This is a genomic window from Streptomyces lincolnensis (assembly GCF_021173675.1).
Taxonomy (GTDB): domain Bacteria; phylum Actinomycetota; class Actinomycetes; order Streptomycetales; family Streptomycetaceae; genus Streptomyces; species Streptomyces lincolnensis_B.
On record NZ_JAIHON010000006.1, the window covers coordinates 379,093 to 402,401 of the forward strand.

A 23,309-nucleotide genomic window follows, 5' to 3' on the forward strand; every position below is an offset into this window, starting at 1 on the left:
CGCGCCCCTAAGGGGGCGGGGTGGTGATCGCCCTTGCCGCCGCCACCTCCTGCCGCAGCGGCTCCAGGACGCTGCCCGATGGGCCCGTGAGGTCGGTGCGGACCTCGTAGAGGGTGTCGATCTCTCGTAGGCCTTCGGCCAACTCCCTCAGTTGCAGGGCAACTTGGGAGACCTCGGCGTGGGACGGCGGGGGTGCGCCGTGTTTGACCCGTACGCGGGCCGCCGTCGTGGCGTCGACGATGCGTTCGACGGCGACGACCAGGGGCCACCAGGCGGCGGCGCGGCGGCCGGTGGGCGGGGGTTCGGTGAGGGCGCGCTGGAACTCCGTGCGGATGACGGAGAGGTCGCGGTAGAGGCGGCGGCGCATGCGGGCGCGGGCCGGGGGATCGACGGGGGCGGCGTCCGGGGAGCCGAAGGCGTACTCCACGTAGCGCGCGGTGTCGGCGACGGCGTCCGCGAGGCGGTCGCCGACGCGGGTGTGCCAGCTCTCGGGCCAGAGCAGGTAGCCCGCGACGAGGGCGATGGCGCAGCCGATGAGGGAGTCCAGCAGGCGGGGCAGCAGCAGGGCGGTGCCCTGGTGGTTCAGGACGTCGGACAGGAGCAGGATCACCGGGGTGATCGCGGCCGTCTGGTAGCCGTAGCCCCGCGGGGTGAGGGCCGGGATCAGCGGGGCGAGCAGCAGCATCACCGGGACGTCCCACCAGCCTCGGGGGACCTGGGAGAGGACGGCGGCGGCGACGACGAGGCCGGCGACCGTGCCGAGGGCGCGCAGCAGGGCGCGGGAGAAGACCGAGCCGAAGTCGGGCTTGAGGACGAAGGTGATGGTCAGGGCGACCCAGTAGGAGCGGGGCACGGAGACGATCGACACCAGGGCCTGGGCGAGGCCGATGCAGAGGGCGAGGCGCAGGCCGTAGCGCCAGGAGGCGGCGGTCAGGGCGACGTCGCGGGCGGCGCGGGCCGCCCGGCTGCCGAGCGAGGCCGGGCGGCCGAGCCGGTCGTCCAGGCCGCGCGGGTCGACGTCCGGGGAGGCGACCACCTCGGCCGCATGCCGCAGCGCGTGGTCGACGGCACGGGCGGTCTCCGTCACCGGCACGGGGACCTTGAGCCCTATGGGTCCGGTGTAGCCGGTCTCGATGGCCTCGGCGAGGTGGCGTACGGCCGCCGGGACCTCGTCGGGCAGCGGCCGGCCGGAGAGATGGGCGGCGGGGGCGGCCTCCACGACCGGGGTGATGGCGTTCAGCTGGGCCAGCAGCCGGGTCAGCTCGGGACTGCGGCCGTGGTGCCGGGCGCGCCGGGCGAGGACGAGGTCGTACGACTGGTTCAGGGACTGGGTGACGGCGTGCCGGGCGGCGTCGTACTCGTCCCGGCCGCACGCCGCCATCAGTTCCGCGACCGCCCGGTAGGCGTCCGCGACCGCCGTCCGCTCCGGCACCCCCGACCGCAGCGGCCAGGCCAGGAGCGCGAGGGTCAGGACGAGGAGCCCGCCGCCGGTCATCAGGAGCGGGGCGAGCCACCAGTCGCCGGGCATGGCGAGGCCCGCGCCGACCACGGAGTTCAGCAGGAGCAGCAGGCCGGAGACCGAGGCCACCGCGCCGATCGTCGAGATCATCCCGGAGATCAGCGCGATGCCGGTCACCGCCCAGACGGCGACCCAGCCGTGGCCGTGGACCGCCGCACCGACGGTGACCCCGACGGCGCCGAACAGCTGCGGGATCGCGATGTTGAGGATCCGCATGCGGTAGGCGTCGGCGGTGTCGCCGATGACACCGGACAGGGCGCCCATGGAGGCGAGGGCGCCGTAGGCGGTGTGGCCGGTGGCGAGACCGATCGCGAGGGGGATGGTCATCGCGAGGGCGGCCCGGGCCACGGCCGGACGGTTGACGGGCGCCTGCTGGGCCCGGAGGTTCCGGACCAGCCAGTCGGGGGGCGTGAGGCCGACGGGGAACTCGCGTGACATGCGCCTATTACACGGCATCCCCTTACATCGCCTTACGTCATCCCCGTGTCATGGGCGTCTGCCGTCTCATGGCCGCACGAGCCGCCCGGCGGGGTGCCACTGTTTCCGGGGGCTGCCGCCCCCCGGACCCCGGCTTCGGCCTGAACAGCCTCGTCCGCGATCGCCGGACGGGCTGAGATGTCACGGGCCCGCGATCACGCGTGCCCGTCCACCCGCGCCAGGAACTCCCCCAGCGCCGCGTTGAACTCCTCGGGCCGTTCCAGGTTCGGCATGTGGGCCGCCCCGTCGATCACCCGCAGGGTCGAGTCGGGGAGCAGCGCGTGCATGTCCTCGGCGTCGGAGACCGGGGTGAAGGCGTCGTCGGCGCCGACGACGACCAGGGCGGGGACGGTGACGCGGGTCAGCAGGCCGCGGTAGTCGGGGCGTTCGGCACGGCCGCGCAGGGCCGCCGCGGCGCCCTCGGGGGGTGCGGCCGTCATCATGCGGTGGACGTGGGCCCTGACCTCGGGGGCGGCGTAGGGGGCGACCATCCTGTCGAGGACCTCGTCGGCGTAACCGCGCATGCCTTCGCGCAGGAGCCGGTCGGCCATGTCGTTGCGGGCCCTCCTGCCCTCGGGGGTCTCCTCGGCGGGGAAGGTGTCGGCCAGGACGAGCCCGTGAACGCGGTCGCCGAACCGTCCGTAGCAGTCCATGGCGATCTGGCCGCCCATGGAGAGCCCGGCGAGGACGAAGGCGTCCACCTTCAGGTCGTCCAGCAGGGCCTCGATGTCCCGGGCGAAGTCGGAGAGGCGGGTGATGCCCGGGACGACCGGCGAGGCGCCGTATCCGCGCAGGTCGGGGGCTATCACCCGGCGGGCGGCGGAGAACTCCGCGAGCTGCGGGTCCCACATCGTGCGGTCGAAGGGGTGGCCGTGGACGAGGACGAGCGGCACGCGGGAGGTCTCGGTATCCGTGTCGATATCGGTGCCTTTGTCCTCGTACGCGAGAGATATCTCGGAACGGGTCATGTGAGTGACCTTAGATCGGCCCAACAGGTCGGTGCAATAAGATCTTTGCGCTCGGTGCAATGTGATGGGGGAGCTCGTGAACGACTACCGGCGGATCGCCGACCGTCTCGCCGACGACATCGCGGAGGGCCGGCTCAGACCGGGCGAACGGCTGCCGCCGCAAAGGGTGTTCGCCCGGCGGCGCGGGATCGCCGGCTCCACGGCGGGACGGGTCTACGCCGAACTCGTGCGGCGGGGACTGGTCGTCGGGGAGGTCGGCCGGGGAACCTTCGTACGGGCGAGCCCGGCGGGGCCGGGAGGCGGGCGGGGGATCGTGGAGTCGGCGACCGCCGCGCCCGTGAACCTGGAGCTCAACTACCCTTCCGCGCCCGGCCAGTCGGAGCTGCTCGCCCCGGCCCTCGCGCCGCTGCTGCGCCCCGACGTGCTCACCGTGGCGCTGCGCCCGGCCGCCGTCGCCGGCACCCCCGCCGCCCGGGAGGCCGCCGCCGGGCTGCTCGCCACCCCCGGCTGGCGACCGGCGCCCGAGCGGTTCCTGTTCGCGGGCAACGCCCGGCAGGCGATCGCCGCCGCCCTCGCCTCCCTGGTCCGGCCGGGCGGCCGGGTCGGCGTCGAGACGCTGACGTATCCCGTGGTCAAGGAGATCGCGGTCCGGCTCGGCATCACCCTCGTCCCGCTGGTCACCGACGAGGGCGGGGTGTGCCCGGAGGCGGTGGCCGCCGCCCACCGCGCGGCGCCGCTGTCCGCGCTCTACGTCCAGCCGACGCTGCACAACCCGACCTCCCTGACCATGACCGACGAGCGACGGCACCGACTCGCCCGCACGGTCGTGGAGTTGGACCTCCCCGTCGTGGAGGACCGCATCTGGTCCTTCCTCGCCGACCCGTCCGACGCCGAGCCGCTCGCCGCGCTCGCCCCCGGCCTCACCCATGTGGTCGACGGCCTCTCCAAGAGGGTCGCGCCCGGTCTCACCGTCGGGTTCCTCGTCGTACCGCCGCACCGGACCGACACCGTGGCCGCCGCGGTCCGCTCCGGCGGGTGGAGCGCGGGGCGGTTCGCACTGGAGGCGGCCGTGCGGTGGCTGGCGGACGGGACGGTGGACCGGCTGGTCGACGCGAAGCGGGCGGACGCCGGACGGCGGCAGCGGATCGTCGCCGAGGAACTGCACGGGTTCTCCGTACGGTCCGATCCGCGCGCCTACTACGCCTGGTGGGAGCTGCCCGCGCCCTGGCGCGCGGACACCTTCACGGCCGCCGCGGCGGCGCACGGCATCGCCCTCACCCCGGGTCCCGCCTTCGTGGTGGACCCGCACCGCACCCCGGACGCGGTCAGGCTCGGGCTCGCGTCGGTGCCGGAGACGGATCTGCGGCGGGCGCTGCGGACGCTCGCCGACGTAGCGACACGGGGAGCGGACGCCCGGGGCGGCCGGGGCGGTCCTGACGGCCTCGACGGCCTTGGCGGTCGGTGAGCCGGCAGGTCAGGGCCACCGCCAGGCCGAGGGCGACGAGTAGCCAGGAGACCGTGCGCAGGCCGGCCGTCAGGGCGTCGTAGATCGCCCCGGCGGCCGGCTGGTGGGCCGGGTCGGGCAGATCGGCCAGGGTGAGGTACCGGCCGACGGCGACCGCGACGCCGAGGAGCGCGCCGCCCAGCGCCGTGCCGAGCGCGGTCGCGGTGACCGCGCGGCGGCGGCAGGCGGCGACCGAGATCCCGGCGACCGCGAGGGCCGCGGCCGTGACGGGCAGCCAGAAACCGGCGACGTCCAGCACGTCGTACCCCTTCCTGAGCCGGGCCAGGTCCTCGGCCGGGAGCACCGCGACCTCGGTGTGCCGGACCGGGACGCGCCGCGCCAACGGCGCGTTGTCGTCGGCGAGTTCGTCCTTCAGATGTACGGCGACGGGTGCGAGGTCGACGGTCACCGCGTGCTCCCGGCCGCCGTCCCGCACCGCCCGCAGCACCGCGTCGTGGACGGCCCGGTTGCCCGTGTCCCAGGCCGTGCGGAAGGCCTCGGTGCGGGTGAACGAGCGCACGGCGTCGTCGACGAAGGGGCGCGTCGACCCCGGCATTCCGGTCTCGTCGGCGATGCCGGCCCCGACCCGGTCCGCGACCGCGTCCCGCACCGCCGGATCAGCGGCCAGCGGGGCCATCGCGCGGACGTAGCGGCCCGTGTCCGTGAGCCCGTACGACACCCAGGCCGCCAGCGCGCCGAACGGCACGAGGGCGCAGGCGAGGGCGATCAGTACGGCTGACAGGGCGTTTCTCGGGGCAGGGGACGCGAGGCGTGGGGACACCCCTCCAGGCAAGGGCCTGACGAGGGCGTGCGCGAGCCGTGGGAACCGGGGATTCCGCTCTCCGGTGGAGGGTTCACCCGAACGGGTGTTTCCTGGTGCTGGGGAGGTTTGTGGGGGTTCTGGGGGGCTCTGGGGAGAAGGAGGCCGATTTCATGCGCAGCACTCCGGCCCTGCGGATCCTGGCCGCGGCCCTGCTCACCGGCGGAACCCTCGCCGTATCGGCGCTGGGTGGTACGGCGGCGGCAGCCCCGCCCACGTATGCCGAGGGGCGCGGTGGCGGCCATCCGGTCTGGGGCACCATCGTCTCCGGCACCGCCCTCAACGTCAGAGCGGCGCCCACCACGCACTCCGCCGTCGTCGACCGGCTCTCGCCGGGCAGCCAGGACCGTGTCGAGTGCATGGTCCGCGGCCAGAGCGTCAACGGCAACCCGTACTGGTACTGGTTCGTCGGCGCCCGGGGATGGGTGAGCGCCGCGTTCGTCGACACCGGCGGACGCGGGGTGCCGACCTGTGCGGATCCCTGTCCGCAGTGGAAGAACGGCGACTGGCACAACGCCGACCCGAGCGACGCGAACTGGAGCAACGCCTGGGCCGTCTCGGGCGCCGGTTCCTGGAGCGCGTCGGGCTCCGCGTCCTGGAGCGCCTCCGGTTCCTGGAGTTTCAGTGCCTCCGGATCCTCATCGGGCGGCTGGGACTGGGTCCCCGTCGGCTGGTGAGTGGAGGGATGAGGGAGACGCGTGGGCCCCGGCGGTCGTGCCGGGGTCCACGCGCCGTGGTGCGCCTGCCGGTGCACGGCGTGTCGTGCCGCCGCCGATCGGTCAGCGAATGCGGTTTCCGGCGCCGTCCTCGCGCGTGTAGTAGCGGTAGAAGAACACCATGAAGATGCCTGCCGCGATCACCGCACCCATGACCGCCGAGCGCAGCACGCTGGTGCCGGTCTGGCTGTAGAGGAAACCGATCGCCACACCCGCGAACGCGGACTTCACGCCCGAGTGCAGTTCCCGCTGGAGCCGTGGGGCCAGCGTCGCCACGGCGATGCACAGCACGATGAACGCGACCGCGCACGAGAAGCCGAACAGCAGGTTCCAGCCGGTGATGGCCCCGCCGTCGCGCCGGTTGGCCGCGGCCCAGTAGCCGTACACGAGCCCCAGGACCACGGGGATCCCGAACCTCGCCATCCGGTGGGTCCGCTCGCTGAAGACGTCGGGCGTAAGGATCGGCCTGGCCGTCACACGGGTGGCGCGGGTTCGGCGGGTGCCGCGCATACCGCGCATGCCGCCCGGCGTGGGTGCCGCATGAGCCATGAGAGCACTCCTCTCTCCTCGCCCCCGACTACCAGAGCACACCCGGGGACGAGGGCCTGGCAAGTCGGAGTGGCGGAGGCTCGCCGCGGGGCGGGGGGAGAGGCGGGCCGGGACGCCGGCTGGGATACGGGCCGGGATGCGGGGCAGGCACGGGCGTGTTTCGCTGGGCGCGTGAGCGGCCGTGTGCTGAGACCGGTGGGTGGTCGCCGGAGAGGACTTGCCCGGTTGCCCCGGCTGCCCCGTCCCGGGACGCGGGACGTCCTGCAACGCCACCAGATGCTGCGGGTCCGCGGCCGCAGTGTCGCCTGGCTGGCACCGCTGCTCCTGCTGGCCGCCATCGTCGGCATCGACTTCAACACCACCGGCGAGTTCCGGATCATCTCCTGGATCGTGCTGGTGCCCGGCATCGCCGCCGCGATCTGCGGGGTGGGACTCACCGCCGCCTTCGCCGTCGTCTCGCTCGCCGCGTACTTCGTGGTGGACGGCGCCTGGCCGCACCAGTACCGGATCGGCCTCTCCGACTTCATCCTCGTCGGCATCGGCGGCCTCCTGGCCACCCTCGCCTGCGCGGTCCGGGTCCGCGGCGAGCGCCGCATGCTCCACATGCGGGACATCGCCGAGACCGTTCGCCGTACCGTGCTGCGCGAACTGCCGCCCGGCTGGGGCGGTCTCGACCACGCGGCCGTCTATCTCGCCGCCGACACCGAGGCCCGCGTCGGCGGCGACTTCTACGACATCCAGCCCGGCCTGCACGGCACCCGCGTCCTCCTCGGGGACGTCCAGGGCAAGGGGCTCGGCGCGGTCGAGGCGGCGGCCGCGCTGCTCGGCACGTTCCGGGAGGCCGCCTACCACGAGCCGGACCTCGCGACCGTCGCCGAACGCCTGGAGATCCGGATGCTCCGGCACGGCATCCACGGGGCCGCGCTCGGCCGCGAGGACGGCGACCGGTTCGCGACGGCGGTGCTGCTCGGCTTCCCCGCGGGGGAGCCGGACGTGGTGGAGGCCGCCGTCTTCGGCCACGAACCGGCGCTGGCGGTCGGCCCGTCGGGGGTGCGGCCGCTGCCGCCCGGGGACGGACTGCCGCTGGGGCTGGGGGAGTTGGCGGAGGGGCTGCTGCCGCGGGTGCACCGGGTCCGGCTGGGCGCGGACACCACCCTGCTGCTGACCACCGACGGTGTGACCGAGGCCCGGGACGGGGAAGGGTGCTTCTATCCGCTGGCCGAGGAGATCGCCCGGGCCGTCGCCGACGATCCGCGGGTCGCCGAACCCCGGCGGCTGGTCGGCTTCGTTCGCGACGGCACGCTGCGGCACTGCGGTGGGCGGCTGGCCGACGACACGACGGTGTTCGCGGTACGGCGGCTCGGCGGTCCGCTCGGCGGTTCTGACGGCCTGCCGGGTGCCGAAAGCGCCGGAAAGGGACGTTTGCAGTCCTGAGGCAGACCTTTGCAGCCGCAGCGGTTACCGTGCTGACGTACGTGATCGACGGGGGATGGGGAGGGACCGATGCCCGGGACCGTGCTGCTGCTCGCCGCGTCACCGGTGGGCAAGGGCTGTCTGGTGGACGCGGCGTCCGTACTTCCCGTGCTCGCGGCCGTGCCGCCCGCCGTGCTGTCCGGCACGGACACGGCCAACGTCGTCGAGCTCGCGGATCCCCTGGAACCGCAGGCCGTTCTCACGCGGTTGCGGGCCGCGGCGACCGCGCCGGGGCCGTTGACCGTGTACGTCACCGGGCAGTTGCTGCTCGACCGGCGCCAGCATCTGCCCCATCTCGCGCTGGCCCGCACCACGACGGCGACCGTCCGCTACACCGGGTTCCCCTGGCAGTGGATCCGCGAGGAGCTGCGGCTGCGCGCGCCCGGCACCACGACCCTCTTCCTAGACCTCCACGCCGACGCGGAGACCTGGCAGTGGCTGCGGACCCATCCCCTGGACTGCGGACGCAACACGGCCGTGTACGGACGCGTCTCCCCTCCCCCGTCCTCCCGCCGGGCCGTCGCCGTCCCCTCCTACATGAAGGCCGTCGCGACGATCCTCCGCAGCGGGTGGCGTCCGCCGGTGGAACAACTCCACCAACAGGCAGTGAGCCGCCTGGGCAACGAGGCGTACGGAGCGTTGCTGCTGTCGGCACCGGGGTCTGGGGTGCCGGGGGGCATGGTGTCCGGCGTCCCGGTGGCCGTCCCTGGGGGCGCTGCCCCCAGCCTCCCGTATCGGACCGAAGGGCCTCGTCCTCGAACGCCGGACGGGCTGAAGGAAGCCGCGGCTCCGACCCGAACCCCCACCTCGCCCCGGCCCACGGAAGCGCCCCTCCGAGCAGGCAAAGCCGACCCGCTCACCACAGGTACGCCCCTTCCGCCCGAGCCCGACGATTCCCCACTGCCGGAGCCGAGCGGGCCATTGCCTCCCGAGGTGAGCGAGCCCCTTCCGCCGGAGCCGAGGGAACTCCAACTGCCGGATCCGAGCGTGCCGTCGTCCCCCGAGCCCACCACCCCCCACTCACCCCAAACCCCCGCCCCCCGCGACCCCCACGACGACGACCCGCACACCTACATCACCGCAGCCGTTCAGGATGGGCGGCATCGGGACGCGGACGCGCTTGCGGCGGAGCATGAGCGGGCTGCTGTGCGGGCGCATGGGGTGGGGTCGGAGAAGGCGTTGCACTGGGCGGAGGTGCGGGCGGATCTGGCGATGTTCGCGGGGGACTCGGTGCGGAGTTGCCGTACGTGGCTGGCGGTGGCGGACGCGCGGCTGACCTCGGGGCAGGCGGCGGACTCGCCGGCGGTCGAGGCGGCCGTGGACCGGGCCCACCACCAGTGGGGGCAGATCCGGGACGTGGGCAGTGCCCGCGAACTCGGGGCGGTGCTGGCCGAGTTGAGGGGAAGGGTGCCCGGCCGCCGGGAGGGCGCGTTGGATGCCGTGCGGCGGCAACTGAGCGAGTTGTTGCAGACGCAGGGGTAGCCCCGCCACTGCAGGGGCCCCGCTACGACAGCAACGTCAGCGCCCCCGACACCAGCGTGCGCACGCCCGGCGCGACCGTGGACAGGTCCGGGGTGAAGCGGGGGCTGTGGTTGCTGGGGACGGCCGCGAGCTTCTGGTGGAGGTCGTCGCCGGGGGCCGCCGCCCACACGTCGGGCGGGGTGGCGGTGACGAACCAGTAGGCGTAGGGGAGGCCGCCGGTGGCCAGGTGGGAGAAGTCCTCGCTGCCCATCGCGGGCCCGGGGTCGAGAACCGTCGCGGCGCCGAAGACCTCGGCGTGCACCGAGGCCACCCGCCGGTCGGTCTCGGAGTCGTTGACGGTCGCCGGGAAGGTCGAGCCGACCGTGACCTCCGGCTCGCGCGGACAGCCCGCCGCCGCGCACTCACCGGCCGCGATCCGCCGTACCGCTTCGATCATGCGGGTGCGGACGTGCTCGGACTGGGTGCGGATGTTCAGCGACAGGCGCGCCTCGGTCGGGATGATGTTCGGGCGGCTGCCCGCCTCGACGCGGCCCACCGTCAGCACCGCCGACTCCCCCGCCGCCACCTCCCGGGAGACGATCGTCTGCAGGCGGGTGACCAGGAAGCAGGCCGTGACCACCGGGTCGACCGCCGTCTCGGGGCGTGAGCCGTGGCCGCCCACTCCGTGGACCACGATGTCGATGTCCGTGGAGGCGGAGAGGATCAGACCCGGCACGTGGGCGTACAGACCCGCGGGACCGGGCGCCGCGTGCTGGCCGAGCAGGACGTCCGGGCGCGGGACACGCTCGTAGAGGCCGTCGGCCACCATGCGGGCCGCGCCCAGGCCCGTCTCCTCGGCCGGCTGGCCCACCAGCAGCAGGGTCCCGGACCAGGCGTCCCGGCCCGCGGACAGCGCCTCGGCCGCCCCCACCAGCCAGGTCACGTGCAGATCGTGCCCGCAGGCGTGCATCACCCCGGGCGCCTCGGAGGCGTACGGCAGCCCGGTCTCCTCCTGGACCGGCAGCGCGTCCATGTCGGCGCGCAGGAGGACGACAGGCCCGTCGCCGTTGCGCAGGACGCCCGCCACCCCCGTGCCGCCGATGCCGTCGGTGGTCTCGTACCCGGCCCGGCGCAGCCGCTCGGTGAGCCTGGCCGCCGTGCGGTGTTCGTTCAGGGACAGCTCGGGGTGGCGGTGCAGGTCCCGGTAGAAGTCCTCCAGGGCGGACACCGGGAGGTCGGCGGTGAGGTCCAGCGCGGTACGGGCGGCGGGAGACGTCATGAGGGCCAGCGTGTCACCCGTACGGTCCCCTCCACCACGGTCCGCGCCCCGCGCCGCTGCTATCCACGAAGAAGGGGGACGCACACGACACAGCACTCGACGTAGCACTCGACGTAACCGACTAAGGAAGTGCCGCTGATGGCCGGCTCTGTCTCCACCCTCCCCGTCTCCACCCTCTCGATAGATTTCACCCAGGGACTGAACGACGCCTGGTCCAAGGTCGCCCAGTTCGTGCCGAAACTCGTCGCCTTCCTGATCGTCCTGGCCATCGGCTGGTTCGTCTCGAAGCTGATCGCCCGCGTCCTGGACCGGGTGCTCCGCAAGGTCGGCTCCGAACGCCTGTCGGAACGGGCGGGCACGGAGCGGATGCTGCGGGACTCGACGTACGACATGACGGGCATCATCTGCAAGATCGTCTACTACGCGCTGATGCTGATCACCCTCCAACTCGCGCTGGGCGTCTTCGGCACCAACCCCGTCTCCACGATGATCAACGGCATCGTCGCCTGGCTCCCGCGCGGCATCGTCGCCGTCGTGCTCGTCGTGGTCGCCATGGCGATCGCCAACGCGGTGCGGAACATCGTCGCCGGAGCGCTGTCGTCGACGTCGTACGGCCGTACGGTCGCCACCGTCATGTGGGCCTGCGTCCTCGCCCTCGGCGTCATCGCCGCCCTCGGCCAGGCGGGCATCGCCCGGGACGTCACCCGGCCCCTGCTGTACGCGGCGCTCGGCACCGTCGCGGGCATCCTGGTCGTCGGTGTCGGCGGCGGCATGATCCAGCCGATGCGGCAGCGCTGGGAGCGGATGCTGACCAGTGTGGAGACGGAGTCCACCCGCGCGAAGGGCAGCATGGCCGCCTACCAGGCGGGCCGCGAGGACGCGATGCGCAACCAGCCGGTACGGGAGCGGACGGACATGCCGGGCATGCAGGGCGGCACGGGCATGGGTACGGGTACGGGCACGGGCATGGGTACGGGCCCGGACACCGGGATGCCGCCGAGGCCGAACGACATGTGAACCCCGGGCAGGGAAAGGCGGCCGTCGGCGCCAAGGGGGGAGTGTGCGCCGACGGCCGCGTCAGGGGGTCTCACCGCCCGGGACGCCGGAGGGCTTGGCGCCGTCCAGGTAGTGCTGGAAGGTGCCGTCCTTGAGCGGGACGTCACAACGTCTTCCCCGTCCCGCGGGACGACACCCCCGAAGCCGTCTCGGGGACGGGCATCCCCGACGCGGGGTATCGGTAGATCCGCGGGGCCCGAGCGACTTGGTGGAACATTTACTTATGCCCGTCCGTTGGAGCCGGTGAGAGCACTCAGACGAGCACCGAGGTGACGCCACATGGCACTGTTCGACCGGCTCAAGGACCAGGCCAAGAACCTGCAGCAGCAGGCGCAGGGCGGGCGGGGTACGGCCGCGGGGCACGGGACCGCGGGGCACGGCACCACCGGCGGCCACGGCGGCGCGGGCGTCGGCGGCGGCTCGCGCGGCGGCTCCAAGGCCCAGCTGGTCGGGCTGCTGAAGACCCAGCTCGGCTCCCTGAAGACCGAGCTGAAGAGCGGCGCCTACCGGGATGCCAGCATGGCGATGTGCGCCCTGGTCGCGGCGGCCGACGGGCAGGTGGACCCGGCCGAGCGGCAGCAGATGGAGTCGATGATCCTCAGTAACGACGTGCTCCAGAACTTCCCGCCGGACCAGCTCCGCCAGCGCTTCAACAAGCACGCGGACCTGCTCACCCGCAACTTCCCGCAGGGCAAGGCCGAGGCGCTCCAGGAGATCGCCAAGGCCGCCAAGAAGCCCACCGAGGCCCGCGCGGTCGTCCAGACCGGCATCGTCATCGCCGGCGCCGACGGCTACTTCTCCCAGGCCGAGCAGTCGATCCTGCGGGAGGCCTGCGCGACGCTGGGGCTGAACCCCGCGGAGTTCCAGCTGTAGCAGGCGCTCGGCCCTCGGTCCTCGGCGCTCGCCGCGTGCCCCGACTCTCAGACGAGGTCGTGCCGTGTCACCAGCCAGCTGATGGCGGTGAGGCGGCACACCGCGTAGTCGTGCCCCACGGGCTCCCGCCAGTCCATCTCCTCCAGCGCGTCGAGGAAGCCGAGGGCGTAGTCGGCGAGGACCTCGCGGTGCGGGGGCCGGGGGATCAGCCCGGGGTGGTTGGCGTCCAGCCGCTCCCTGAGCTCGGCCACATGCTGGTCCACGGCGGCCAGGAAGGCGGGCTCGAACGCGAACTCCGCGAAGCGGGGCGCGTAGCCGCTGCTGATCCTGGCCAAAGGAGACATTCCTCCACGGTAAATGGGGCCCCTGTGAAGGTGGAGGGGTGCCGGGGATGGCTTCGGTCACACGCGGGCGCGTGAACGATCTTGTTCTAGTCCGCAGCGGTCCCGGCGGTCTCCGTGGCCCGGTGGGTCTGGGTCGTGCCCTCGGCGGGGTGGACCTCCGTGGCTCTGGCCGGTCCCGCGTTCGCCGCCAGGACCAGGGCGGAGACGGCGATGACGGCGGCGATGAGACTCCTGGCGTAACGCCCGGTGGTGCTGGTGCGTTCGAGCACGGCAACCTCGCAGCAGCAGCGGCTTAAACTTGCTTAATACGCGGTTTAACCTAGGGGCTGTCGGAGTCGAACGGCAAGAGGCACCAGGGGAGTTGGCGAATGCCGGAGCGCGACGACCCGGTGACCATCGGGCGCAGGGTGCAGCGACTGCGGGTCGAACGCGGGCTGACCCAGAAGCAGGTGGCCGAACCCGCCTACACCCCGGCCTACATCTCCACCCTGGAGGCCGGCCGCGTCCGCCCCTCCGACGACGCGCTGCGTCATCTGTCCGAACGGCTCGGCATCGGCTTCGAGGAGCTGGCCACCGGCCGCCCCGCCCGGCTCGTCACCGATCTGCGGCTCCGGCTCACCGAGGCCCAGCGCACCCTCGCCACCGGGGAGGCCGAGGCGGCGGCCGAGCAGTACACCCGGCTGCTGGCCGAGGCGGAGGGGCTCGACCTCGGCCAGGAGCGGGCCGCGGCCCTGCTCGGGCTCGGCGAATGCGCCGTGGACACCGGGGAGTTGGAGGAGGCCCGCCAGTACTTCGAGCGGGCGGAGACGGCGTACGGCGACGTGCCGCTGCCGGTCCGGGTGCCCGCCCGGCGCGGCCGCGCCCTGGCCCACTACCTGACGGGCGAACTCCGCTACTCCGTCTACCTGCTGGAATCCACGATCGACGAGCTCAACCGCGGCGGACTGCACGACCCCGACGCGCTGCTCCTGCTCTACGCCAGCGTCATCGCCCCCTACATGGACATGGGCGCGCACGCCCGCGCCGCCCAGGCCGCCGAGCTCGCCCTCGCCCTCGCCCCGCGGGCCGGCGACCCCGCCCTCGTCGCCCGCATGCACCGCTCCGTGGCCCGCACCCTCCTCGCCGAGGGCCGGGTCGCCGAGGCCGACGCCTCCCTGGCCAAGGCGGCCGAGCTCTACCGCCAGCTCCAGATCCGCACCGAACTGGCCAACTGCCACTGGATGCGCGGCTACGTCTACGCGCAGAACGGCGAACTCACCCGCGCCGAGGGCGAGTTGAGGCAGGCCCTGACCATGCTCTCCGCCAAGCGCGCCGCGCTCTACTCCAGCCAGGTCGCCGTCGAACTCGCCGACGTCCTGCACCGGCTCGGCAGATCCGAGGAGGCCGCGGCCCTGCTCCAGGACGTGCTCAGCGACCTCTCCCCCGAGCGCGGCGCCCTGCACTCCGCCGCCGCCCACCGCCTCCTGGGCATCATCGCCGAGGACGCCCGGGACACCGAGACCGCCGAGGAGCACTACGTCCGCGCCCTCAGCCTGCTGGAGCGCGCGGGCGCCGCCGGTGACCTGGCCGACCTGTGCCGGCTGCTGGGCGATCTGCTCCGCCGTACCGGACGGGTCGAGGCCGCGCTGGACGCGTACCGGACGGGCCTGGGCCACCGTACGGCCCCCGGCACCACCACCCTCGGCCCCGCACCCGCACAGCCTCCTCTGTGACGATTCCGGGCCTGCGCTCAGGGGCGTCCCGTTAGCCTGCCGGGAACACCGGAGAGCGGACGAGGCACGTGGAGAACCAGAGAACCGTCCGGAGGACCGTGGGCGACGGACTGCGGATCGCCGTACGCGCGCTCGTGTACGCCGTCCTCGGCGGCGCCGCGCTCCTCGCCCTCGCCACCGTCGCCTCCGTGCTCGGCCCGGTCCTCGCCCTCGACCTCTACACCCCGCCCGTCGCCGCCTGGTGGACGGTCTTCACGGCCGTCACGGTCCAGGGCGTACCGTTCCTGCTGCTCGGTACGGTCGTCTCGGCGGCGATCGGCGCCTTCGTGCCGGAGCGGGTGTTCCGCCGGCTGCTGCCCCGCAACCAGGCCCTCGCGGTGCCCGTGGCGGGCGCGGCGGGGGTCGTCCTGCCGGGGTGCGAGTGCGCGTCGGTGCCGGTGGCCGGGAGCCTGATGCGGCGCGGGGTCGCCCCGGCCGCCGCCCTCGCCTTCCTGCTCTCCGCGCCCGCCATCAACCCGGTGGTGCTGGTCGCGACCTCGGTCGCCTTCCCCGGACAGCCCGAGATGGTCCTCGGCCGGCTGCTCGCCTCCCTGGCGACCGCGGTGGTGATGGGCTGGCTGTGGGCCCGCTTCGGGCGCGAGAAGTGGCTGCGGCTGCCCGAGCGGCGCACCGGGCCCACCGGCTCGGGCCTCGGTGCCTTCGGCACCTTCGGTGCCGGACTCCAGCACGACTTCCTGCACGCGGGCGGCTTCCTCGTGCTCGGCGCGGCGGCCGCGGCGACCTTCGCCGTCGTCGTACCGCGATCCGTCCTGGACCTCTTCACCGGCTCGGCCTGGCTGTCGGTGCTGCTGCTGGCCCTGCTCGCGGTGGTGCTGTGCGTGTGCAGCGAGGCGGACGCGTTCGTCGCCGCCTCGCTCAGCGGCTTCTCGCCCACCGCCCGGCTGGCCTTCATGGTGGTCGGGCCGATGGTCGACCTGAAGCTGATCGCGCTCCAGACCGGCACCTTCGGCCGCGCCTTCGCCGTGCGCTTCTCCTCCGTGACCTGGGTGGTGGCCGTGCTGAGCAGCGTGCTCGTCGGGTGGTGGCTGCTGTGAGGCGCTACGGCCCCAGTCTCCTCCTCCTGTTCGTCGGCGCGGCGATCCTCCGCATCTCCCTCTTCGGCGAGCTGTACCTGCGGTACGTGAAGGAGGGGCTGCGGCCCTACCTGATCGTGTCCGGGGTCGCGCTCGTCCTGCTGGGCCTGGTCATGGCCGTCGTACGACGAACCGCCCACGGCGAGGGCGGGCACGGGCCCGGGGACGAGGCCGACGACGAGCACGGGCACAGTCACGCGCGCAGTCCCCGTGTCGCCTGGCTTCTCACCCTCCCCGCCGTCGCCCTGCTGCTCTTCCCGCCGCCCGCCCTCGGTTCCTACAGCGCCGAGCGCGAGGCCGCCCGGCAGGCCGCGCGGGGTGTGGGCGGCTTCCCGGCGCTGCCCGCCGGGGACCCCGTCGAGCTCACCGTCGCGGAGTTCGGCTCGCGGGCGGTCTACGACAGCGGACGGTCGCTGGAGGGCCGTACCGTCCGCCTGACCGGGTTCGTCACCCACGGCGACGACGGCACCTGGTACGTCACCCGGCTCTCCGTCACCTGCTGCGCCGCCGACGCCACGGCGGGCAAGGCCGAGGTGCGCGGCGCCCCGGACGGGGCCCCGCACGGCGCCCCGCCGGTCGACACCTGGATCACCGTCACCGGCACCTGGCACCCCAAGGGCACCCTCGGCACGGACTCGGCCTGGCCGCCCGTCCTGGACGCGGCGAGGGTCGAGCGGGTGAGGGAACCGGCGGACCCCTACGAACAGCGGTGACCGTCCCCTCGCGATCCCGTCCCCTCGCGATCCCGTCCCCGTCCCCTCGCGAGACCGTCGGCGCCGGAACCGTCTCGGTCCTCCGGGTCCGGGTACTCGGCGTCCGGCCCGCGATTCCGGACGAGGGAGGCTCGTCGTGACGGACGCACTGTCGGACACCACACCCCCCGAGCCGGGGCGCGGCGAGCAGGTCCTGGTCAGGTTGCAGCAGCTGCTGCTGGAGGCGGAGGGGCTGGACGACTTCCTCCGGTCACTGGTGCGCCTCGCCGCGACCGCCCTGCCCGTACCCGTGCACTGCTCGGTCACACTCAGCGCGGAGAACCGCGCGCACCCCTACACCGCGGCCGCCAGCGACGACCTGGTGGACCGGTTCGACCAGAAGCAGTACGAGGTGAACGAGGGCCCCTGCCTGGAGACCCTGCGGACGGGCGCGTCGCACCGCGTCGACGACATCGACGACGAGGAACGTTTCGGCGCCTTCCCCGAGCTGGCCCGGGAGCACGGGCTGCGCAGCGTGTTCGCGCTGCCCCTGGCCCCGCCCCGGCAGCATGTCGCCGGCGTCCTGAACATGTACTCCACCGAGAAGCACACCTTCATCCCGGCCGTACGGGAGGAGGCCGTGGTCTTCGCCGGATACGCCTCGGGCGCGCTCGGGGTCGCCCTGCGGTTCGCGGGAGAGCAGCGGTTCAGCCTGGACCTCCAGAGCGCGATCTCCTCGCGGACCGTCATCGACCAGGCGCTCGGCATCGTCATGGTCCAGCAGTCCTGCTCCTCCGACCGGGCCTTCGAGATCCTCACCCGGGCCTCGCAGCAGCGGAACGTCAAACTCCGTGACCTGGCCGCCGATCTCGTCACGAGGGTCGGCGGGCAGCCGCCCTCCGTACGCCCGCTGTGGCCCCGTCGATCGCCGCTCTCCGGGGAACGGGCGAGCGCGTTTCGCCGGACCGACGAGGGGTAGTCGGGCGGGGCTCGCGGGCGGGCCCGCCATGAGGTGCGACTAGGTGCGACCGAGGTGCGACTGAGTGCGCCGAGTGCCACCGAAGTGCGACTTCTGTGCGAGGCGAGGCCGGCACGAGAGCCCGAGGACGACGATGGCCGCGCTGCGATCGAAGGAGGCGGTGGCCGTGCGGCGGAGGGACGACGGCGAGGGGGTCTCCGGCGGTGCCCCCGGTCCCCCCGATCCCCCCGGCCCGGCCGGTTCTGCCGGTTCGGCCGGTGACGACGTACGCCTGTCCGGACGGGACGCCGAACGCGACAGGGCGCGGGCGACGGATCTGATCACCGAGGGAATTCAGGGCGCCGGGCCCGCGGAGGTGCCCGGGCGGCTGTGCGCGGTGGCGGTGAAACTGCTTCCGGTGACCGGTGCGAGCGTCTCCCTGCGCAGCGACGGCATGCCGGTGCAGCTGACCGCCAGCAACGAGCAGGCCGCTCACGTGGCGGAGATCCAGGCCACCTTGGGCGACGGCCCCTGTATGGAAGCCGCCCACACCGGCGCCCCCGTCCTCGCCGGCGACCTCGACGGCGACCGGGACGCCGGCCGCTGGCCGGTCTTCGCCCAGCAGGCCACGGAAGCCGGGGTGCGGGCGCTCTACTCCATCCCGCTGGGCAGCGACACCGTGTGCGTGGGCACGCTCGACCTGTGCAGCGACACCCCCGGCGACCTCACCAGCGGCGAGCTGAGTACCGCCCGGCTGGTGGCCGGCGTCATGACGGTGGCCCTCATGGCCCTGCCGCGCGAGGAGGAGAACGGCCTGACGGGGAACGGGCCCTGGCTCAGCGGCCTGGCGAGCGACCACGACGAGGTCTACCAGGCGGTCGGCATGATCATGGTCCAACTCGGCGTCGGCGCGGACGAGGCGCTGGCCCGGCTGCGCGGCCATGCCTTCGCCCACGGCCGCACCGCCCTGGAGGTGGCGCACGAGGTGGTCTCCCACCGGAAGAGGTTCGGCCGCGACCGGTGACCCGCCGGGGCTGCCACACTCCCCCTCGTTGAGTCCCGTCCCCTGGGATCTCCGTCAGACCTGCACCCGACCCGTCCTGCGGACCTCCGTCAGCCGCTGTGCTCCCAGCTGTACCGCGGCCTGCGTGATCTCGGGCGAGACCTCGCCCAGGCCGCCGTGGGTGAGGCCGAGCGCGTCGTCGCCGACGCGGACGACCGCGAGATCCATGGTCAGCACGGTGGGTTCGCCGTCCGGTGTCTCACCGGTCAGCACCACCCGCAGACCCTGCCGGGCGTCCCCCACCTCCGGCAGACCCGCGTCGACGACCTGGACGCCCTGCACATAGCCGGGCCCGGTGGTCGCCGTGAACCGCGCGCACTTCTCCGGCAGGGTCCGCAGCCAGGCCAGCGTGCGGTCCAGCTCCGCCGACGGGCGGGTGATGACCTGGTAGCGCAGCTGGGACTCGTTCCACAGGTCGTCGAGGCCGATCACCGCCCTCGCCGGGGCGTCCGCGCCGAAGGGTTCCTCGGCGTAGAGGGTGTCCAGCAGCCGCCGGCAGTCCGGCTTGTCCGTCGTCGCCTTCAGGAGCCCGTCGTGCCAGGTCGCGGCACCCTGCGTCGGCATCCACGGCTCGCCCAGGTCGGCCTCCGTGACGAGCGCGGCCTGCGCCTGCGCGGTGGTCAGGGCGGCGGGGCCGGCCGGAGTGGCGGGCGCCCGCTTGGTGGGCGTGGGCGCGGCGGTCGTCGGGGCGTAGTCCGGTTTGCGGGCGGTGGGCGGGGTGGAGAGGGCGGAGCAGGCGGTGGTGGTGAGCAGGGCGCACAGGGCGAGGCCGGCGGCGAGGGCGGGACCGGCGACGGAGGAGGCGGTGCGGGCGCGGGGCGGGGTCATCGAGGGGGCCTCCTGGAGGTGCTTCAAGGCGGGAGGGTGCTTCAAGGCTGGAGGTGCTCAAGGCTGGAAGGTGCTTCAAGATCGGTGCGCTCTTTTACGGCACCACCGGGACGGGGCCTCCACCAGCGCTCCGGGCCGTCCGGGTTACCCGGGCCCCCGCAAAAGCGTTCGCGCCCGGCCGCGCGCCTCCGCTACCGTCCCCTCCATGCAGCGCGTGCCGTCACCCCACCCGTCTCTCACGACGACGCCGGAGAGTGTCCCGGCGCGCTGACAGCTGACGCAGTCCGAAGCCCCGGGGCGAGTGCCCCGGGGCTTCGTCGTTCCCGCTGCGGTCCCTCGCCCCCGTCATCGAGGAGACCCGCATGAACCCGAACCCCCGGCACGACCACCGCCGGCTCGGCCGAGAACTCGACCTGTTCGACACCGACCCGCTGATGGGAGCGGGGCTGCCGTACTGGCTCCCGGACGGGGCCGTCGTACGCCATGAGCTGGAGGAGTACGTCCGGGAGGCGGAGCGCGCGGCCGGCTACCGGCACGTGTACTCGCCGGTCCTCGGCAAGCGGGAGCTGTACGAGATCTCGGGCCACTGGTCCCACTACAGCGACGACATGTTCCCGCCGATGAAGCTGGGCGCGGAGGAGGTCGTCCTGCGCCCCAGCCTCTGCCCCCACCACGCCCTGATCTACCGCTCCCGCTCCCACAGCTACCGCGAACTACCCCTCCGTATGGCCGAGTTGGGCGGCATGTACCGCTCGGAGCTGTCGGGCGTGCTGGGTGGCCTCACCCGCGTCCGGTCGATCCAGCTCAACGACGCGCACATCTTCTGCACCCTGGAGCAGGCGGTCGAGGAGGCCCGCGCCGCCCTGGACCTCATCCGTCGCGCCTACGACGATCTCGGCATCCGCGCCGCCCGGTACCGCCTGTCGCTGCCGGGCGAGGGCGGCAAGTACGTGGCCGACCCCGAGCTGTGGCGCCGGGCCACCGCGCTGCTCGAAGACGTGCTCCGGGGCGACGTGCTCCAGGGAGTGCCGTACGAGGCCGTCGAGGGCGAGGCCGCCTTCTACGGCCCCAAGATCGACGTACAGATCACCGACCCCGCCGGACGCGAGTCCACCCTGTCCACCGTCCAGATCGACTTCCACCAGCCCGAACGCTTCGACCTGCACTACATCGGCGCCGACGGGGCCAAGCACCGCCCGGTCATGGTGCACCGCAGCATCATCGGCAGCGTCGAGCGGGCGGTGGCGCACCTCATCGAGGAACACGGCGGCGCGTTCCCGGCCTGGCTCGCCCCCGTCCAACTGGTGGTGCTGCCGGTGGCGGACGCCCAGGTGGAACAGGCGGACGAGGTCGTACGGCGGGCTCTGGCGCGCGGGCTGCGGGCGGAACTGCGCACCCCCGGTGACGGCACCCTCGGCGCCCGGATCCGCGCCGCCCGGCTCGTGCCGTACCAGGCGGTGATCGGGGAGCGGGAGGCCGAGGGCGACCAGGCGGCGCTGCGGCTGCGGGACGGTCGTAGGCCGGGAGCGGTCGCCGTGGACGAGCTGCTGCGGCGGATCTCGGCCGTCGCCGGGGCCCGCGGGGCCGAACTGTGGGCGGCTGCGTAAGGTCGCCGGCGGGTCGCCGGCGAAGGTTGTTGAGATGCTTGCCGTGCTTGTTGAGACGCTTGCCGTGCTGTTGAGAGAGGAGCGTGGCCGTGACCGGTCAGCCCATCCCGGTGATCATCGACTGCGACACCGGTGTCGACGACGCCCTGGCCCTGCTGTTCGCCGTACGCCACCCCGGTCTCGACGTGCGCGCGGTGACCTGCGTGGCCGGGAACACCGACGTGGACGGCGTCGTCCGCAACACCCTGACCGTGCTGGAGCAGGCCGGGGCCGGTGACATCCCGGTCGCGCGGGGCGCCGAGCGGCCGTTGATCGAGCCGGTGCGCACCGCGCAGCACGTGCACGGGCGGGACGGGATGGGCGACCTGGGCCTGCCCGCGCCGACCCGGGTGCCGGTCGACGTGGACGCGGTGACCCTGCTGCGGCGCGAGATCCTCGCCTCGCCGCGCCCGGTCACGCTCATCCCCACCGCGCCCCTGACGAACATCGCCCTGCTGCTCCGTACGCACCCCGAGGTCGTACGGAACATCGAGCGGATCGTGTTCATGGGCGGCGCGGTGGCCGTCGGGAACGCCACGCCGGTCGCCGAGTTCAACGTCTGGCACGACCCGGAGGCGGCCGCCGTACTGCTCACCGCCGGCGTGCCGATCACCATGTACGGCCTGGACGTCTTCCAGCGGGTCCTGGTCCCGGCCGCCGACGTCCAGCGGCTGCGCGCCAGTTCGGAACCCGCCCTGCGCATGGCCGGCGAACTCCTCGCCCACCGCGACCCGGCGACCTCCGGCGACCCGACCCCCATGGGCGGTCTCGGCGACGCGGGCGCGGTCTGCGCGGTCGTCGACCCGGAGGGCATCACCACCGAACTGCTGCCGGTCGAGGTCGCCCTCGCCCCCGGCCCGACCCGCGGCCAGACCATCGTCGACCGCCGCCCCGTCCCCGGCGAGTCCGAGATCCACGAGGGCACGCGTGAACAGCCGCTGGTGGATGTGGCGTTGGACGTCGATGTGGAGCGGTACGTGAAGCTGTGGCTGACGGTGGTGGAGGGGGCGTAGGGAGGTGGGGAGCTCTGGCGCCGAGTGCACCGGGGCTCCCTCTTGCACGGGCGGGGCGGGTCGGCCACTGTCAGGGGTGCTGCCACCCACCGATGACTGACCACCATCGGAGCCCCCCGCCCCCCTCGGAGACCCCCCATGCTGCGGGTGCACTTCACCACCGACGACATCGCGCGTGTCCGCGTAGCCGCCGCTCCCGACCCCCTGTGGGAGATAGCCAACAGCGTCCAGGCCCTCGTAGGGGAGGACGGGCCGCTGATGTTCGGGGACTGGCGTCGCCTGGTACGGCCGCGGCTACGCCCGGAACACGGCCTGCTCACCACACTCCTGCCGCCGCGCGGCTACTCACCGGACTTCCTGACCCCGGATCCGGGCGGCGGCGCCGAGGCCGGTCTGGAGGGAGCGGTGGACACCGTGCTCAGCACCCCTCGCACCGTCCTGCGCCGGGACCTGACCAGGTTCGCCGCGTCGCCGCGCCGCTCACGGGCGCCGTTGTCCGGCATCGGGGCGCTGGCGGAGGGCGAGCGGGAGGCCCTGTCCCGCCTGGGCACCGCCCTGCACGACTACCACCGCCAGGCCCTCGCCCCGTTCTGGCCGCACATCAGGGCGCAGGTGGACGCGGACCGTGCCGTGCGCGTCCGGGCGGTCCTCAAGGGCGGCACGGAGGGCCTGCTGGCGAGCTTCCGCCCGGTTCTGCGCTGGCGGCCCCCGGTCCTGGAGGCGGACTACCCGGTGGACCGCGAACTCCACCTCGGCGGCCGCGGCCTGCTCCTCCAACCGTCCTTCTTCTGCTTCCGAAGACCGGTCACGCTCGCGGCCTCCGACCTGCCGCCCGTCCTCGTCTACCCCATCCAGCACACCCTGGGCTGGGCCCGACCTCGGAACGCCTCCGAGGTCGGCCGTCCCACGGGGTTGGGTGCCCTCATCGGCCGCACCCGGGCGGCGATCCTCCAGGAGGCGGTCACCGGCCGCACCACGGGCGAACTCTCCCTCCGCCTGGGCATCTCGGGCGCCGCCGTCAGCCAGCACACCGCGGTCCTGCGCCGGGCGGGCCTGCTGCTGAGCGTCCGCCGCAGCAGGCACGTCCTGCACACGATCACCCCGGCGGGCCTGGCGCTTCTGGAAGGCGCGGCTTCCGTTTAAGCCAGGACTTCAACGTGTGGCGGGGCGCGGAGGGCGCCGACACTGTGGGTCCCGACCAAGGCGCCATCGCTCTCAGGGGGTT

At 73.6% G+C, this 23,309-nt stretch carries 21 protein-coding genes; 14 read left to right on the forward strand and 7 right to left on the reverse strand.

From position 1 onward, the window contains the following. Positions 1-7: 7 nt before the first annotated feature. Positions 8-1,957: an FUSC family protein gene (locus K4B79_RS19525; RefSeq protein WP_232028070.1), complete on the reverse strand. Its 1,950-nt coding sequence runs from the start codon at positions 1,955-1,957 to the stop codon at positions 8-10. 194 nt (positions 1,958-2,151) lie between these two features. Next, entirely contained in the window at positions 2,152-2,964 is an 813-nt protein-coding gene (locus K4B79_RS19530) for an alpha/beta fold hydrolase (RefSeq protein WP_232028071.1), read from the reverse strand. Between the two features lie 76 nt (positions 2,965-3,040). Here K4B79_RS19530 and K4B79_RS19535 point away from each other — a divergent pair, with 76 nt between their 5' ends. Together K4B79_RS19535 and K4B79_RS19545 are read left to right on the forward strand one after the other, a co-directional pair. Continuing rightward, the gene (locus tag K4B79_RS19535; RefSeq protein ID WP_308280454.1) at positions 3,041-4,429 is read left to right on the forward strand and encodes an aminotransferase-like domain-containing protein; all 1,389 of its coding nucleotides are present in this window, start codon (positions 3,041-3,043) and stop codon (positions 4,427-4,429) included. A 972-nt stretch (positions 4,430-5,401) separates the two neighbouring features. Continuing rightward, positions 5,402-5,965, forward strand: coding sequence for an SH3 domain-containing protein (locus tag K4B79_RS19545; RefSeq protein ID WP_232028073.1), 564 nt, complete (start codon positions 5,402-5,404; stop codon positions 5,963-5,965). A 102-nt stretch (positions 5,966-6,067) separates the two neighbouring features. Here K4B79_RS19545 and K4B79_RS19550 read toward each other — a convergent pair whose 3' ends face one another. After that, complete coding sequence (locus K4B79_RS19550; protein WP_232028074.1) at positions 6,068-6,553, reverse strand: hypothetical protein; 486 nt, start codon at positions 6,551-6,553, stop codon at positions 6,068-6,070. 276 nt (positions 6,554-6,829) lie between these two features. Here K4B79_RS19550 and K4B79_RS19555 point away from each other — a divergent pair, with 276 nt between their 5' ends. Further along, positions 6,830-7,987: a PP2C family protein-serine/threonine phosphatase gene (locus K4B79_RS19555; RefSeq protein WP_232028347.1), complete on the forward strand. Its 1,158-nt coding sequence runs from the start codon at positions 6,830-6,832 to the stop codon at positions 7,985-7,987. 69 nt (positions 7,988-8,056) lie between these two features. Beyond that, positions 8,057-9,508 carry a hypothetical protein gene (locus K4B79_RS19560; protein WP_232028075.1) on the forward strand — a complete coding sequence of 484 codons (1,452 nt, stop codon included), beginning with the start codon at positions 8,057-8,059 and terminating at the stop codon, positions 9,506-9,508. A gap of 22 nt (positions 9,509-9,530) precedes the next feature. On the opposite strand, the gene K4B79_RS19565 is transcribed toward K4B79_RS19560, so the two are convergent. Beyond that, positions 9,531-10,766: an amidohydrolase gene (locus tag K4B79_RS19565; RefSeq protein ID WP_232028076.1), complete on the reverse strand. Its 1,236-nt coding sequence runs from the start codon at positions 10,764-10,766 to the stop codon at positions 9,531-9,533. 138 nt (positions 10,767-10,904) lie between these two features. Here K4B79_RS19565 and K4B79_RS19570 point away from each other — a divergent pair, with 138 nt between their 5' ends. After that, positions 10,905-11,783, forward strand: coding sequence for a mechanosensitive ion channel family protein (locus K4B79_RS19570; protein ID WP_232028077.1), 879 nt, complete (start codon positions 10,905-10,907; stop codon positions 11,781-11,783). Between the two features lie 318 nt (positions 11,784-12,101). Next, positions 12,102-12,695, forward strand: coding sequence for a tellurite resistance TerB family protein (locus K4B79_RS19575; protein WP_232028078.1), 594 nt, complete (start codon positions 12,102-12,104; stop codon positions 12,693-12,695). A gap of 47 nt (positions 12,696-12,742) precedes the next feature. Here K4B79_RS19575 and K4B79_RS19580 read toward each other — a convergent pair whose 3' ends face one another. Continuing rightward, the gene (locus K4B79_RS19580; RefSeq protein WP_232028079.1) at positions 12,743-13,039 is read right to left on the reverse strand and encodes a DUF6401 family natural product biosynthesis protein; all 297 of its coding nucleotides are present in this window, start codon (positions 13,037-13,039) and stop codon (positions 12,743-12,745) included. Positions 13,040-13,125: 86 nt separating this feature from the next. Further along, positions 13,126-13,308, reverse strand: a complete 183-nt coding sequence (locus K4B79_RS19585) for a hypothetical protein (protein ID WP_232028080.1) — start codon at positions 13,306-13,308, stop codon at positions 13,126-13,128. A 99-nt stretch (positions 13,309-13,407) separates the two neighbouring features. On the opposite strand from K4B79_RS19585, the gene K4B79_RS19590 reads away from it, so the two are divergent. The 5 genes from K4B79_RS19590 to K4B79_RS19610 all read left to right on the forward strand — a co-directional run bounded on the left by K4B79_RS19590 (position 13,408) and on the right by K4B79_RS19610 (position 18,558). Further along, positions 13,408-14,751, forward strand: coding sequence for a helix-turn-helix domain-containing protein (locus K4B79_RS19590; protein WP_232028081.1), 1,344 nt, complete (start codon positions 13,408-13,410; stop codon positions 14,749-14,751). Between the two features lie 68 nt (positions 14,752-14,819). Further along, positions 14,820-15,845: a permease gene (locus K4B79_RS19595; protein WP_232028082.1), complete on the forward strand. Its 1,026-nt coding sequence runs from the start codon at positions 14,820-14,822 to the stop codon at positions 15,843-15,845. Then, a complete protein-coding gene (locus K4B79_RS19600; RefSeq protein ID WP_232028348.1) occupies positions 15,842-16,597 on the forward strand; it encodes a TIGR03943 family putative permease subunit in 756 nt (251 codons plus the stop codon). The genes K4B79_RS19595 and K4B79_RS19600 overlap by 4 nt, the downstream gene beginning before the upstream one ends. Before the next feature lie 136 nt (positions 16,598-16,733). Continuing rightward, positions 16,734-17,555, forward strand: a complete 822-nt coding sequence (locus K4B79_RS19605; protein WP_232028083.1) for a GAF and ANTAR domain-containing protein — start codon at positions 16,734-16,736, stop codon at positions 17,553-17,555. 133 nt (positions 17,556-17,688) lie between these two features. Beyond that, positions 17,689-18,558 carry a GAF and ANTAR domain-containing protein gene (locus tag K4B79_RS19610; protein WP_232028084.1) on the forward strand — a complete coding sequence of 290 codons (870 nt, stop codon included), beginning with the start codon at positions 17,689-17,691 and terminating at the stop codon, positions 18,556-18,558. Positions 18,559-18,612: 54 nt separating this feature from the next. On the opposite strand, the gene K4B79_RS19615 is transcribed toward K4B79_RS19610, so the two are convergent. Continuing rightward, positions 18,613-19,425 carry a hypothetical protein gene (locus K4B79_RS19615; protein WP_232028349.1) on the reverse strand — a complete coding sequence of 271 codons (813 nt, stop codon included), beginning with the start codon at positions 19,423-19,425 and terminating at the stop codon, positions 18,613-18,615. A 362-nt stretch (positions 19,426-19,787) separates the two neighbouring features. On the opposite strand from K4B79_RS19615, the gene thrS reads away from it, so the two are divergent. From thrS to K4B79_RS19630, 3 genes are all read left to right on the forward strand, one after another. After that, a complete protein-coding gene (gene thrS / locus K4B79_RS19620; protein ID WP_232028085.1) occupies positions 19,788-21,032 on the forward strand; it encodes a threonine--tRNA ligase in 1,245 nt (414 codons plus the stop codon). An 89-nt stretch (positions 21,033-21,121) separates the two neighbouring features. Next, positions 21,122-22,084, forward strand: coding sequence for a nucleoside hydrolase (locus K4B79_RS19625; RefSeq protein ID WP_232028086.1), 963 nt, complete (start codon positions 21,122-21,124; stop codon positions 22,082-22,084). 138 nt (positions 22,085-22,222) lie between these two features. After that, a complete protein-coding gene (locus tag K4B79_RS19630) occupies positions 22,223-23,227 on the forward strand; it encodes an ArsR/SmtB family transcription factor (protein WP_232028087.1) in 1,005 nt (334 codons plus the stop codon). Positions 23,228-23,309 lie beyond the last annotated feature (82 nt).